Origin of the sequence: Neorhizobium petrolearium, assembly GCF_017873175.1 — a bacterium.
GTDB classification, from domain to species: domain Bacteria; phylum Pseudomonadota; class Alphaproteobacteria; order Rhizobiales; family Rhizobiaceae; genus Neorhizobium; species Neorhizobium petrolearium.
Window position 1 is genome coordinate 419,034 of record NZ_JAGGJW010000001.1, and the last position, 14,464, is coordinate 433,497.

At 60.0% G+C, this 14,464-nt stretch carries 11 protein-coding genes; 7 read left to right on the forward strand and 4 right to left on the reverse strand.

The genetic code is table 11. The features are described from left to right. The first annotated feature begins 243 nt into the window (after positions 1-243). Complete coding sequence (locus tag J2046_RS02160; RefSeq protein ID WP_210048844.1) at positions 244-1,107, forward strand: LysR family transcriptional regulator; 864 nt, start codon at positions 244-246, stop codon at positions 1,105-1,107. Here J2046_RS02160 and J2046_RS02165 read toward each other — a convergent pair. Then, entirely contained in the window at positions 1,104-1,346 is a 243-nt protein-coding gene (locus tag J2046_RS02165) for an SMc00767 family acetate metabolism repressor (RefSeq protein ID WP_037158634.1), read from the reverse strand. The genes J2046_RS02160 and J2046_RS02165 overlap by 4 nt on opposite strands. A 104-nt stretch (positions 1,347-1,450) precedes the next feature. Beyond that, positions 1,451-2,740, reverse strand: coding sequence for an isocitrate lyase (gene aceA / locus J2046_RS02170; RefSeq protein ID WP_210048846.1), 1,290 nt, complete (start codon positions 2,738-2,740; stop codon positions 1,451-1,453). Positions 2,741-2,945: 205 nt separating this feature from the next. On the opposite strand from aceA, the gene J2046_RS02175 reads away from it, so the two are divergent. The 5 genes from J2046_RS02175 (at position 2,946) to J2046_RS02195 (ending at position 8,561) form a co-directional block, all read left to right on the forward strand. Continuing rightward, positions 2,946-4,364 carry a helix-turn-helix domain-containing protein gene (locus J2046_RS02175; RefSeq protein ID WP_210048848.1) on the forward strand — a complete coding sequence of 473 codons (1,419 nt, stop codon included), beginning with the start codon at positions 2,946-2,948 and terminating at the stop codon, positions 4,362-4,364. Positions 4,365-4,486: 122 nt separating this feature from the next. Continuing rightward, the gene (locus tag J2046_RS02180; RefSeq protein WP_210048850.1) at positions 4,487-5,584 is read left to right on the forward strand and encodes a polyamine ABC transporter substrate-binding protein; all 1,098 of its coding nucleotides are present in this window, start codon (positions 4,487-4,489) and stop codon (positions 5,582-5,584) included. A gap of 72 nt (positions 5,585-5,656) precedes the next feature. Next, entirely contained in the window at positions 5,657-6,814 is a 1,158-nt protein-coding gene (locus J2046_RS02185) for an ABC transporter ATP-binding protein (protein WP_210048852.1), read from the forward strand. Between the two features lie 15 nt (positions 6,815-6,829). Beyond that, positions 6,830-7,741 (forward strand): ABC transporter permease subunit, encoded by a 912-nt coding sequence (locus J2046_RS02190; RefSeq protein WP_210048854.1) that lies wholly within the window; start codon positions 6,830-6,832, stop codon positions 7,739-7,741. 1 nt (position 7,742) lies between these two features. After that, the gene (locus J2046_RS02195) at positions 7,743-8,561 is read left to right on the forward strand and encodes an ABC transporter permease (protein ID WP_210048856.1); all 819 of its coding nucleotides are present in this window, start codon (positions 7,743-7,745) and stop codon (positions 8,559-8,561) included. 22 nt (positions 8,562-8,583) lie between these two features. On the opposite strand, the gene J2046_RS02200 is transcribed toward J2046_RS02195, so the two are convergent. After that, the gene (locus J2046_RS02200) at positions 8,584-10,368 is read right to left on the reverse strand and encodes an AsmA family protein (RefSeq protein ID WP_210048858.1); all 1,785 of its coding nucleotides are present in this window, start codon (positions 10,366-10,368) and stop codon (positions 8,584-8,586) included. Positions 10,369-10,589: 221 nt separating this feature from the next. On the opposite strand from J2046_RS02200, the gene J2046_RS02205 reads away from it, so the two are divergent. Next, on the forward strand, positions 10,590-12,542 hold the full coding sequence (locus J2046_RS02205) for an acetoacetate--CoA ligase (RefSeq protein WP_210048860.1): 1,953 nt from the start codon (positions 10,590-10,592) through the stop codon (positions 12,540-12,542). A gap of 256 nt (positions 12,543-12,798) precedes the next feature. Here J2046_RS02205 and J2046_RS02210 read toward each other — a convergent pair whose 3' ends face one another. After that, positions 12,799-14,397 (reverse strand): ABC transporter permease, encoded by a 1,599-nt coding sequence (locus tag J2046_RS02210; protein ID WP_210049728.1) that lies wholly within the window; start codon positions 14,395-14,397, stop codon positions 12,799-12,801. Between the last annotated feature and the right edge of the window lie 67 nt (positions 14,398-14,464).

A 14,464-nucleotide genomic window follows, 5' to 3' on the forward strand; every position in this document is an offset into this window, starting at 1 on the left:
TCGTCCGCTCAGGAATAGGATTGGACCGGTGAGCCAGCGCGGCAACGGTTCGCTAAACTGCTCATAAAAGCGATCTTCCGCCTGGCGGCGGTAGATCTCACTCCTTGCACGGTATTGCCTGGCAAGATGGATGGCGACGACATTCTCATACATCGGAAATCTCCGTTCGAAAAAAGCCGTCTCCTTTTCTATAGATAAAAATCTGCTTCTTGTACGGAATAAATCCGGCTATGTTTTTCATCCATGAAAAACATCAATTGGGATGCCTACGAACTCTTCATGCAGGTTGCGCGCCATGGCGGGCTCTCGGGCGGGGCGATCGTCACGGGATTAAGCCCTGCCACGATCGGCCGCCGCATGCTTGACCTGGAGGAAGCGATCGGTCGCCCGCTCTTCCTTCGCAGCCGCACGGGCTATCGGCTCACCGCCGAGGGTTCGGCCTTGTTTGCCCAGATTCTGGAAATGGAGGGGGCGGCTCGCCGCATCGAAAGCTGGAAGCGCGAAGGCACGGGTTCGCCGCTCGTAAGGGTCGCCTGCGGCACGTGGCTCGCCTGGATGTTCGCCCGGAACTTCTCGGTTGTCCGCACGGAGCAGGATCGTTTCCGCCTGGATTTCTATATCGCCGAGCGGCGTGCGAGCCTCGCACATCGGGAAAGCGATATCGGTATCAGGGCCTTTGAACCCCAGGAGCCCAACCTGGCGGCAGTCAAACTGGGTGAAGTCGCCTATGCTGCTTATCGCGCCCGCAGCGCCCATCCGTCCATTGCAGACCGATGGCTCGCGGTTTCGGAGGAGGATGCCATTTCCGCCTACCTGCGATGGCCGCATGAGAACCGGACGGATCAGGTGGTCGTCACCGTCAATCGGCCCCGTTCGCTACGCGATCTTGCGCTCGCAGGCGCCGGCACGGCGGTATTGCCGTGCTTCGTAGGTGATCAGGACATGCGGCTGGAGCGCGTGGGCGAGGAGATCGCCGGCCTCCGCCATAGTCAGTGGATCGTAATGAACAACGACGATCGCCACCGCCGGGAAATCCGCACGGTGGTCGATCGCATGGTGAAGTTCATCAGGGGCCATGCCGAGCTCTTTGCCGGGCGCAGGCCTTAATTCACGGTGCGGTTGGTGACGATGACGGGGATCATCAGGTCGCCCCAGTGTCCGTCGCCGCCGTGATGCCGGGCGGAGCGGACGAGCTCAACCGAGACGCCCGCTTCGACCGCCTTCATGACAGCGTGGTTGAGGCGATGCAGGTCATTGGCGAGCGTTCGGATGGCTGCCTGTTGCTCGGCGGTCATGCTGCTTGCTTGTTCTTCTGCGCGTTCCTTGACGCGGGTCTGGACGTTCATGGTATTTCTCCTCTCTTTTTGGTCGGGGTTCTTGAATAGGGTCCGGTCCTCTCCGTCCCCCGCTTCCGGAAGGAAAGCGGGGGGCGGGCCGGGAGGCAACGCTATTACTCCGCGGCCGGGCGGAACTGGTCGTGCTCGGTCGATTCCTTCATGGCGGTTGTCGAAGACTGGCCGCCGGTAATGGCGAGCGAGACCGCATCGAAGTAACCGGTGCCGACTTCGCGCTGGTGCTTGGTCGCCGTGTAGCCGTTGGCCTCGGCGGCGAATTCCGCTTCCTGCAGTTCCGAATAGGCTGCCATCTGCCGGTCCTTGTAGCCGCGGGCCAATTCGAACATGCCGTAGTTCAACTGATGGAAGCCCGCGAGCGTGATGAACTGGAATTTGTAGCCCATCGCGCCGAGTTCTCGCTGGAACTTGGCGATCGTCGCATCGTCCAGGTTTTTCTTCCAGTTGAACGAGGGCGAGCAGTTGTAGGCGAGCTTCTTGCCCGGATGCGCCTTGTGCACGCCTTCGGCGAATTTCCGCGCCTGTTCGAGATCCGGCTTCGAGGTTTCGCACCAGATTAGGTCGCAATAGGGGGCGTAGGCGACGGCACGGGCAATGCAAGGCTCAAGCCCGTTCTTGACCTGGTAGAAGCCTTCGACCGTGCGGCCAGCGTCGTAGTCGACAAACGGGCGGTCGCGTTCGTCGATGTCGGAGGTCAGGAGCTTTGCCGCTTCCGCATCCGTACGGGCGATGACCAGCGTCGGAACGCCCATGACGTCGGCGGCAAGCCGCGCGGCCGTCAGGTTGCGGATATGCGCCGCGGTGGGGATCAGGACCTTGCCGCCGAGATGGCCGCACTTCTTCTCCGAGGCCAACTGGTCTTCGTAGTGGACGCCTGCGGCGCCTGCTTCGATGAAGGCTTTCATGATCTCGAAGGCGTTGAGCGGTCCGCCGAAGCCTGCTTCCGCATCCGCTACGATCGGCGCGAACCAGGTTTCGACCGAAAGGCCCTTGCCTTCCGCTGTCTCGATCTGGTCGGCGCGCTGGAGCGTCCGGTTGATGCGCTTGGCAAGCTCAGGCGCGGCATTGGCCGGATAGAGCGACTGGTCCGGATACATGGCGGACGCCGTGTTGGCATCTGCTGCGACCTGCCAGCCCGAGAGATAGATCGCCTTCAGTCCGGCACGCACCATCTGCATGGCCTGGTTGCCGGAGAGCGCGCCCAGCGCGTTGACGAAGTTTTCCTCGTTGATGAGCTTCCAGAGCCGGTTCGCACCCATTTCGGCCAGCGAATACCGGATCTCGACCGATCCGCGCAGTCGCTTGACCTCTTCGGCGCCATAGGGGCGCTCAATACCGTCGAAACGGCCTTTGGATGCCCCAGGAACCAACGTGTAAAAATCTGTCATTTCTTTCTCCCATGTAAAATCGGCGGCGTAGCCAATCTGATTTTTGTGTGACTGAATTTACATAGAAGAATGCTGCACTGCCAGAAAATAAGCGAAATAGAGATTGAGAAAGGAGTTAGGATGTCTTGCCTTTCACAAAAGTATCGGTGAAAATGTCAAAACTGTAAAATCGGGCGATGACTCGAATTTGTAAAAATGGTGACAAATGGCCGAGCGGAAGATTTTTGCAGGCCCGCGCGTGCGGCGGGTGCGACTGGGTCTCGGGCTGACGCAGACGGCGATGGCCGAGGCGCTCGGCATCTCGCCTTCCTACCTGAACCTGATCGAGCGCAACCAGCGGCCGCTGACTGTCCAGCTCCTCTTGAAGCTCGCCTCCGTCTATAAGGTCGATCTCGATGCGCTGCAGGGCGAGGGCGGCGGTCTGGCGAGCCAGCTTCGCGAAGTGTTCGCCGATCCGCTGCTGGCTGGCGAAATCCCGGGCGATCAGGAAATCATCGAGGTCGCCGAGGCTGCACCGAACGCAGCGCTTGGCATGATGAAGCTCTATCGCGCCTATCGCGAACAGGCGGCCCGGCTTTCGGACCTTTCCGATCTTCTGGCGCGCGAAGGGCATGAAACCTCGATTGCCGGCACGCGCCTGCCGATCGACGAGGTACGTGAGGCCCTGGAGCGGCGGCCGAATTTCTTCGCGCGCATCGAGGATGCTGCGGAGGCTTTCTCAGCGAGACTTGGAACGGGTGACGAATTGCCTGGCGCCTTGAAGGCCTGGCTGAAGAGCGAGCATGGCATTGTCGTGCGCACGCTTCCCGTCCATGCCATGCCGAATCTGCGCCGTCGCTACGACCGCCATTCGATGCGACTGTTCCTCTCCGAGCGGCTGTCGCCATTCGATCGCACTCGGGAACTGGCCATGGAAGCGGCGCTTCTGGCTCTGGGGCAAGAGATTGCGGCGGAGCTCGACGAGCTCTCCTTCTCCACCAACGAGGCGCGGCGCATCGGCCGTTTTGAACTTGCCCGCTATGCAGCCCATGCACTGATGATGCCTTATGGCGCGTTTCTCGCGGCAGCCCACCGTGCCCGCTATGACCTTGAGGTGCTGCGTTCGCGCTTCGAGGTTTCCTTTGAACAGACCGCCAACCGGTTGACCACGTTGGTCCGTACGGATGCCGGTGGAATACCGTTCTTCCTTCTCGAACTCGATCATGCGGGCAATGTGATCCGGCGGGCCGGCGCGCAAGGATTTCCGCAGGCCCGTTTCGGCGGCCTTTGTCCGAAGCTCGGCATTCATTCCGCTTTTGCTCAGCCGGGCCAGATCCTTGCCGATCGCGTCGAGATGCCCGACGGGAGTGCGTTTCTGACACTCTCGCGCACGCTCGAAGGGCCGCAGGCGGGGTTCGGTGAGCGCATCCGCCGCACCGCGGTCCTGCTCGGTTGTGATCTTTCGAGCGCAGGTGACACCGTTTACGGCGAGGCGCTTCCCGGAGCGACCGGTACTGTACTTGCCGGCACGGCCTGCCGTCTTTGCGAGCGGCAGGGCTGTCTTTCGCGCGCCGAGCCGCCGGTTACCCGACCGCTCGGACTTGACGAAATGGTAACCGGCTTGAGTGCCTTTGATTTCCAGTGACCTTTTCGGCACTGCACATTCCCCCTTGTGGGGAGAAAAATTCCTTTCTACTCTCGCAAAAACGATAAGGGAATTTGCGCACGGCTCCATAACCGCGCGGAAAAACTGGAACTGGAGAGATCATGAAAAACCGTTTGCTCAGCCTCGCCGCAGCCTTGGCCGCGTCGGCTTTTTCCGCGAATGCTGTCATGGCGCAGGAGCGGGAAGTCCATGTCTACAACTGGTCTGATTACATCGATGAATCGATCTTGGAGGACTTCACCAAGGAGACGGGCATCAAGGTCGTTTACGACGTCTTTGACAGCAACGATCTTGTCGAAACCAAGCTGCTGGCCGGCGGTTCGGGTTACGACGTCGTCGTTCCGACAGCTCCCTTCCTCGCGCGCCAGATTCAGGCCGGAGTTTTCCAGAAACTTGACAAGTCCAAGCTGCCGAACCTTTCCAATATGTGGCCGCAGGTCACGGAACGTCTCGCCAAATACGACCCCGGCAATGAATATGCCGTCAACTACATGTGGGGCACCACTGGCATCGGCTACAATGTAGACAAGGTGAAGGCCGCCCTTGGCGACGTGCCTGTCGATAGCTGGGATGTGCTGTTCAAGCCGGAGAATGCCGAGAAGCTGAAATCCTGCGGCATCAACATCCTCGACGCTTCCGACGAAACCTTTGCGATCGCGCTCAATTATCTCGGCAAGAACCCTGACAGCAAGGAGACGGCCGATCTGGAAGCGGGTGGCGAGGTCTATAAGAAAATTCGGCCCAACGTCAGGTCGTTCAACGCTTCAGCCTATATCGATGAACTCGCCAATGGCGACATTTGCGTCACGATCGGCTGGTCGGGCGATATCCTTCAGGCGAAGAGCCGCGCCGAGGAAGCCAACAATGGCGTCAATGTCGAATACGTGATTCCCAAGGAAGGCACCTATATGTGGTTCGACAACCTCGCGATCCCCGCGGATGCGAAGAACGTCGAAGAGGCGCATGCCTTCATCAATTATCTGATGAAGCCGGAAGTCATCGCCAAGGCCTCGAACTACGTGCAGTACGCCAACGGCAATCTTGCTTCCCAGAAATTTATCGACAAGGAAGTGCTCGAAAACCCGTCCGTCTATCCGCCGGAAGACGTGGTTTCGAAACTTTTCACCATCTCGCCCTACGGGCCTAAAGAGCAGCGCGTGCTGAACCGGGTCTGGACGCAGATCAAGACCGGAAGCTGAACAAAGGCGGGGCAGGCGGAAACGTCTGCCCCGAATGCTTTCAGGCTGTGATAGGGCGAAATGGGGCAAGGCATGGCGAAATCTCTTGGACCGGTAAAGCGCAAATTCTCTCCCTGGACCGATCCCTCGGCCGTTCCTTTCATCCGTTTCGAGAATATCACCAAGCGCTACGGTGATTTCACTGCCGTCGACAATCTGACCCTGGATATCTACGAGCGGGAATTCTTCTCGCTGCTCGGCCCTTCCGGTTGCGGCAAGACGACGCTGATGCGCATGCTGGCCGGCTTCGAGGAGCCGACGGAGGGGCGCATCCTGCTGCAAGGCAAGGATATTTCCGGCGTGCCGCCCTATCGCCGGCCCACCAACATGATGTTCCAGAGCTACGCGCTCTTCCCACACATGACGGTTGAGAAAAACATAGCCTTCGGCCTCGAACAGGACGGTCTCTCGAAAGTGGAGATCGCCGCGCGCGTCGAGGAAATGCTGAAGCTCGTCAAGCTCGAGCCCTTCGCCAGGCGCAAGCCGGCGCAGCTTTCGGGTGGCCAGCGTCAGCGCGTCGCGCTCGCCCGTTCGCTGGCCAAGCGTCCGAAAGTGCTGCTTCTCGACGAACCGCTCGGTGCGCTCGACAGGAAGCTGCGTGAAGAGACGCAGTTTGAACTGATGGACATCCAGACGAATCTCGGCCTCACCTTCCTGATCGTCACCCATGACCAGGAGGAGGCGATGACTGTGTCCGACCGCATCGCGGTGATGGACAAGGGCGTCATCATGCAGGTGGCGACGCCGGCGGAAATTTACGAGGCGCCGAACAGCCGTTACGTCGCGGATTTCATCGGCGACATCAACATTTTCGAAGGCACCGTCTCATCGACGGAAAGCGCGCTTGGCGCGCCGGGGGCTGTGCGGATCGATTGCGATGGCATCACGGTCGCCGTTGAGCAGGAATGTCAGGCGGTGAAGGGCGACAGGGTGACCTTCGCGATCCGGCCGGAAAAGGTGCGTATCTCGCCTGACCAGCCGTCCGATACCTCCGTCAACGCCGTTTACGGTGAGGTCTGGGACATCGGCTATCTCGGGGATTTTTCCATCTTTCTGGTCAAGCTTGCCGACGATCGTATCGTTCGCGCCGCCCAGGCCAACGTCTCGCGCCTTGTCGACCGGCCGATAACCTTCGGCGACATGGTCTGGCTCACCTGGCCGCTCGATGCTGGCCTTGTTCTGACACGCTGAGCGGGGAGAACGGATATGGCGAGCGTTTCCGAAACCCATGCCGCCAACAAGCCTGGCCCCGCCCGCTGGCTTGTGGTCTTGGTGCCCTATTTCTGGCTGTTGCTCTTCTTCGCAGGGCCCTTTTTGATAATCTTGAAGATCTCGCTGTCGGATACGGCGATCGCCATGCCGCCCTATGTACCGGTCTTCCAGGGGGCGATCGGGGATTTCATCTCCAGGTTGGATTTCGAGAATTATCTTTTTCTAACGGAGGACCCGCTCTACATCAGGTCCTACCTGTCGTCGCTCCGCATCGCGCTGATCTCCACCCTCCTGCTGCTGCTGATCGGTTACCCGATGGCGCTCGCCATGGCGCGCGCACCTTCGTCGCTCAGGCCGACCCTGGTGATGCTCGTCATTCTGCCGTTCTGGACCTCGTTCCTGATCCGGGTCTATGCTTGGATCGGCATCCTGAAGCCGGACGGCCTTCTGACGCTGCTCTTTCAGACGATCGGCCTCATGGGGCCGAACGAGCAGGTGCAGATATTCCGCACCGATATCGCCGTCTTCATCGGTATCGTCTATTCCTATCTGCCCTTCATGGTCCTGCCGCTCTATTCGGCGCTGGAGAAGATGGACAATACGCTGCTGGAAGCCGCCAGCGATCTCGGCTGCCCGCCGCTGAAGGCATTCTGGAAGATCACGTTCCCGCTGTCGCTGCCGGGCGTCGTCGCCGGCTCGCTGATCTGCTTCATTCCGATTACCGGCGAATTTGTCATCCCGGACCTTTTGGGCGGCGCCGATACGCTGATGATCGGCAAGACGCTCTGGACGGAGTTTTTCGGCAACCGCGACTGGCCGCTCGCATCGGCCGTGGCGGTAATCCTCTTGATCCTGCTGGTCGTGCCGATCGCGATCTTCCAGAACCAGCAGAAGAAGGTGGCCTGAAATGAAATCGTCTCGTTTCGACGCCACGGTCCTCACGCTGGGTTTCGCCTTCCTCTATATCCCGATCATCATCCTGGTGATCTATTCCTTCAATGCTTCCCGTCTGGTGACCGTCTGGGGCGGCTTTTCGTTTCAATGGTACCGCACGATGTGGTCGAACCAGGGCCTGATGGACGCCGCCTGGATTACGGCACGGGTCGGTGTCCTTAGCGCCACGATCGGTACCGTTCTCGGCACGCTTGCTGCCCTTTCGCTCGTGCGTTTTTCCCGCTTTCCGGGCCGGATGCTGTTTTCGGGCATGATCTATGCGCCGCTCGTTATGCCGGAGGTCATCACCGGCCTGTCATTGCTGCTGTTGTTCGTGGCGGTTGGGATCGACCGCGGCTTCTGGACGGTCGTCATCGCGCACACGACGTTCACTATGTGTTATGTGGCGATCGTCGTGCAGTCACGCCTCATGACCTTCGACCGCAGCCTGGAGGAGGCGGCGCTCGATCTCGGCTGCCCGCCGGTCAAGACTTTCTTCAGGATCACTCTGCCGTTGATCATGCCGGCGGTGATTGCCGGCTGGATGCTCGCTTTCACGCTGTCGCTTGATGATCTGGTGATCGCGAGTTTCACGACCGGCCCCGGCGCGACGACCCTGCCGATCAAGATCTATTCCCAGGTGAGGTTGGGCGTGACGCCGGAAATCAACGCCATCTGTACCATTCTCATCGGCTTGGTCACGCTGGGCGTCATCGCCGCCTCGATCAGCACCAAGCGGGCGGAACTGCGTCGCATCCGCGACGAGCATGTCGCGCTGCGCGGGGTGACCTGATGGGGCAAGTGCAGCAGACCGTTTATTGAGCGGGCTTGGCTGGAGTTTGCGAAATCGCCCAGATGACCGGGTTCGGCCATGAGCCGCCGACGAAGACAATGAACGGCGTGACGTTCGGGGTCGGCGTCGTTGGCTCGATGCTGGCGGAGAGCGCCAGACTGTTGCTGGCATAGGGAATGACGCCGGAAAGTGTGAGCGTTTCTCCGCCGCTAATGACTTTGCCGTCCAGAATATCGGCCGAACCGCCTTCAAGATTGGCCGATATAGCGATGCTGTCGAACTCGAAATTGCCGCTGCCGGCCTCGCTGAGAGGGAAATAAGGTTTCTGCGTCGCCAGCTGCCGGACTCCCGCGAGATTGACGCCCGGCAAGAAACCACGTTCCGTGCGCAAGCGGATGCTTCCCTTTCCGTCTCTCCACGTTGTGGCAGTCAGTGGCCGGTCGGTATCAAGCGACAGTTCCAGCGATCCGCGCGCTATGGGTAGCGGTCCGGCCAACCCGAGTTCTCGGACGATATTGCCGAAATCGGCATTCTGAACGGAAAGCCGCAAGGCGACGCCTCCCGGCCCTTCGCCTTTCGCTGTGGCGATCCGGCCAGTGAGGCGCCCGGTTTCGAAATCGCTGTCGGCAATATCGATACGAGACTGGTCTGCGGTCTTCATCACGCTGATGGCCGCCTCGGAGAGGTGGAAGGGACCGAGCCTCGCCTGCTGTGCGGAAAGTCTGAGGTCGAGTTCAAGGCCATTGTGCAGATCAACGTTGCTATTGGCATCTTTCATGCCCGAGGGGGCGATCGCATCAAGAATCCCGGAAAGATCCATCCAGTCGAATGCGAGTGTGCCGGTCAGTCTCGGCAATCGGTTCGACGGAAGCAGAAGATCGAGGATGCCCGTCGCCTTCGCGTCATTGAGGCCGAGGGACAGGTTCTCGAAGCGCAGGAAATCGTCATTGGTCACCAGCCGGGCATTGAACGAAAGGCTTTTCAACCGTTCAGCACCGGCGAGTCTTACGCCGGCCCAGTCCATGAGCGCGGGAAGATCGGGAACCGTAAAATCGGCCTCGCCGGAAAGGAAACCGTGAACGGCAAGGTTGGCGACGCCATCGAAGCGACCGTGGAATAGATCGGACCGGATTGTGCCGGATGCATTGCCGCTTTTGCCGGAGAGCAGCAGCAGGGGTTGCGTTGAACTCATGTCCAGGCTCAGCCTGCGACCGTTGAATTCCGCATCGGCTATTATCTCAAGGCGCCGGGAAAGCCAGGGCCATTGCAGCATACCATTGATGGCCGAGAAATGCGTGACGTGGCCGCTCGAAACATCGGAAATTTCCAGAATCCCGTTGGTGATGCGGACCTCGCCCATTTGGGCGTCGTCATCGGAAGCGAGTGCCTGACCATTGCCGTCCGCCTTGGCGTCCCGAACAGCACGACTAAGCAGTCCGTCATTTGCCCAATCAAGTCGCCCGCTCGCATCCCGTAAAACGTAGATTTCCGGATGGGTGAGGCGAAAATCCTGGAACTCTGGCTTGCCCATCACGGCTTCGAAAAGATCGAATGAAGCGGAAAGCCGCGACACCCGCCCGAGTACCCGCTCGCCGCTCTCTGTCGGCTTGCGGATTGTGATGTCTCTCAGCGTGATGCGCGGTTTCGGCCAGAACCGGATGTCCGGTTGCCCCTCGATCGTGACATTGTGGCCTGTCCATTGGGCAACCGCCCGCTCCATGCCCTCCCGCACGGCGGTTGAGGAGATGAGGAATGGCGCGACGAGTTGAAAAAGCGCAAAAAGGCTCAGTACGAAGAGGGCGGTCATCAGCAAGCGTCGCCACCGCCGGCCAAGCGGGCGGCGCAGGTTTTTCAAGAGATTTCCAAACCCGTTGGTGTGCATGTTCCACGCGAATATAGGAAATGACGACCCTGCGCAAATCCGCGCCACGTCCTGCTGCTGTCCTCTTTATCATGCGGTGCAACATGCTATACAGGCCGACGCTTGGGCTTCGCGCTCGCAGTACACGGATGGGAGGAGGATTGGGAATGGGCAACGAACAGCCGCTATGGAGTCCCTCGAAGGAAGCGCAGCAGAAGACGCCGCTTTTCCACTTCATGGAATGGTGTGCGGAGCGCTATGGAAAGAGCTTTCCGGATTACGATTCTTTTTACACGTGGTCGATCGTGGAGCGCAGCGATTTCTGGTCGGCGGTTTGGGATTTCGGTGGCGTCAGAGGCGAGCGGGGGGATCGCGCGCTGATCAACGGTGGGGATATGCTCGCCGCCCGTTTCTTTCCCGATGCGAGGTTGAACTTCGCCGAAAACCTTCTGACCGGAAATGGCGCGGGTGACGCGCTGATCTTCCGGGGTGAGGACAAAGTGAACTACCGATGGTCCTGGGACAGGCTGCGCGAGGAAGTCTCTCGCCTGCAGCAGGCTTTCAGGGCGCTCGGCATCGAAAAGGGCGATCGTGTCACCGCTATGATGCCCAACATGCCGGAGACGATCGCCTGCATGCTCGCCACCGCGTCGATCGGCGCGATCTGGTCCTCCTGTTCGCCCGATTTCGGCGAGCAGGGCGTGCTCGACCGTTTCGGCCAGATCGGTCCGAAGCTGTTCATCACCTGCGATGCCTACTGGTACAACGGCAAACTTCAGGATGTCGCCGCCAAGGTGAAGGCGGTTTCCGCGGTCCTGAACGCGCCGGTCCTGGTCGTGCCCTATGCCGGCGATGCGCCGGCGCTGGCCGCCTCGCTTGCCGATGGCCGGACGCTTGCAGATTTCACGGCGCCCTTCGAGGCGAAGGCGATCGAATTCGAGCCGCTGCCCTTCTCGCATCCGCTCTACATTCTCTTTTCCTCCGGCACGACGGGGGTGCCGAAATGCATCGTCCATTCGGCCGGCGGCACGCTCCTGCAGCACCTGAAGGAACATCGTTTCCATTGCAGTATCGAGCCGGGCGAAAAGCTCTTCTATTTCACCACCTGCGGCTGGATGATGTGGAACTGGCTGGTCTCCGGCCTTGCGGTCGGCGCCACGCTCTGCCTGTTTGATGGCTCGCCTTTCGCACCGGACGGCAATGTGCTGTTCGACTATGCGCAGGATGAGCGGTTTGCGGTGTTCGGCACATCGGCAAAATATATCGATGCCGTCCGCAAGGGTGGTGTCGTGCCGAAAGAGAGCCATGATCTTTCGGCGCTTCGGCTGATGACCTCAACGGGTTCGCCGCTCTCGCCAGAAGGCTTTTCCTTTGTCTACGAAGGCATCAAGAGCGATGTGCATCTCGCCTCGATCTCGGGGGGGACCGATATCGTTTCCTGTTTCGTACTCGGCAATCCGCTGAAGCCCGTCTGGCGCGGCGAGATCCAGGGGCCTGGTCTCGGTCTGGCCGTCGATGTCTGGAACGACGACGGCAAACCGGTACGGGGAGAGAAGGGCGAGCTCGTCTGCACCAAGGCCTTCCCTTCCATGCCGGTTATGTTCTGGAACGACCCGGACGGAAAGAAATATCGCGCAGCCTATTTCGAGCGTTTCGACAACGTCTGGTGCCACGGCGATTTCGCCGAATGGACAGAGCATGGCGGCATCGTCATCCATGGCCGCTCGGACGCGACGCTCAATCCCGGCGGCGTGCGCATCGGCACGGCCGAGATCTACAATCAGGTGGAGCAGATGGAAGAGGTCGCGGAAGCGATCTGCATCGGCCAGGATTGGGACGATGACGTGCGCGTCATTCTCTTCGTCCGCCTTGCCCGTGACCTCACGCTCGATGATGATCTCGTCAAAGCGATCAAGAGCCGCATCCGCACCGGCGCCTCGCCCCGTCACGTGCCGGCCAAAGTCATCCAGGTTACCGATATTCCGCGCACCAAGTCGGGCAAGATCGTCGAACTGGCGGTCCGGGATGTGGTGCATGGCCGGCCGGTCAAGAACAAGGAAGCTCTCGCCAACCCGGAAGCGCTCGACCTGTTCGCCGGCCTTGCCGAATTGAAGAGCTGAATCCCGGCATCAAGGTGTGTCAGGGTGAGGCATCCCGGAGGGAAATTCCCAAAAATGGGCACCGTTAACCTCCCGTTAAGCCGCATTGATCAAAAGTGGCGCAACATGGACTCATCCGGTGTATGGAAGGCGCGTAGCCGCGAGCTTTCATAGACATGATGTCTCCACCGACCCTCGTTGGACAGCATTTAACTTTAAAGGCAGCTTTGGCTGCCTTTCTTTTAAAATGAAATACACCCTTAGATTGCTTAGCCATTTAATGCAATTTATCCAGGGATCGCGAAACCAGCACTACGGGAATGAGTCCGGCCAGGACGATGATGATTGAGGCGACAGACGAATCTTCGATCCTCGCTCGCGAGGCGTCTTCGTAGACGAGGGTCGCAAGGGTGTTGAAGTTGAACGGGCGAAGCAGGATCGTCGCGGACAGTTCCTTCATCGTTTCGATGAAGACGAAGAGTGCAGCGGTCAGCAGTGCGGGGCGCATATTGGGCAGAAGCACCGACCACAGCGTCTGGCGGCGGTTCCGACCAAGCGCACGAGCCGCCATGTCGAGATGCGGCGAAAGTTTCTGAAAGCCGGCATCGAGATTGCCCTCCGCCATGGTCATGAACCTTACTGTGCAGGCATAGACGATCGCAAATCCGGTGCCCGAAAGCAGAAGTCCGGTCGAAATTCCAAAGCTGGTCCGCAGGAGGCCGTCGACGGCATTGTCGAAGCCGGCAAGCGGAATGAGAACGCCGATTGCCAGCACCGTACCCGGAACTCCGTAGCCGAGAGAAGCAGCCCGTCCGGCAAAGCCCGTCAAGGTGGATCGTTCGCTACGGGCGGCATAAGAGAGGACGAAGCCAAGGCAGACCGCACAAAGAGCCGCCGCCGCCGAGACGGCGACGCTGTTCCAGAATGCATTGATCAGCCGCGGATCGGCAAAGTCCTCGATGCGTGCGACTGCAAAACGGCCCATGACCAGGAACGGGATGAGGAAGCCGATCGCCACAGGCAGGGCGCAGAAGGCGGTCGCGAGCCAGGCCCTTGTTCGGGGAAGCTGCGGCCGGGTGACGCCACTGGCAGGCGCGGTCGTCCTGTTGCCTGCAAAACGTTGCTGGCGGCGGGCGGTGCGCTCGATGAGTATCACCACAGCGACGAAGAGCAGCAGGATGGCAGCGATCTGCGCGGCGCCGGAAAGACTGCCGCGGTTGAGCCAGGTATCATAGATCGCAAAGGTCAGCGTATTGACGCCGAGGAATTCCACCGCGCCGATATCGTTTAGCGTCTCCATCATCACCAGCGTCAGGCCGATCATGATCGCCGGCCGTGCCATCGGTATCTGCACCTTGAGGAATACGCGAAGCGGTCCGGCACCGAGCGTGCGCGCGACATCGGCGGCCGCGCGTCCTTGCATCATGAACATCGATCGGCAGGCGAGATAGACATAGGGGTAAAGCACGGAAGAAAGCACGAGCACCGCTCCGCCGAGCGAGCGGATATCCGGAAACCAATAGTCGCGGGCTGTCCGGTAAGCAAAGATCTGCCGGTACCAGGTCTGCATTGGTCCTGTGAAATCCAGGAATTCTCCGAAAGCGTAGGCGGCGAGATAGGAAGGGATCGCAAGCGGCAGCACCAGGGCCGCGGAGAGCAGCCGGCGACCGGGAAACTCGAAGCTCGTTACCAGCCAGGCTGTAAGAATGCCGAAAATGGCGGTCACCATTCCGGTGAAGAACAGCAACCGGATGGTCCTGCCAGTGGCGCGTGGCACGACGTTGGCGATCACATGCTGCCAAGTGTCGTCGCCGCCCGATGCGGCAATCCAGATGATGGCCAGGATCGGCATCGCGACGATGACCGCTATCCCCATCGCGATCAAGGACAACGATCGGCGTGGCTGACGCGCTTTTGGCGCCGCGACGGAAGATACTGAAACC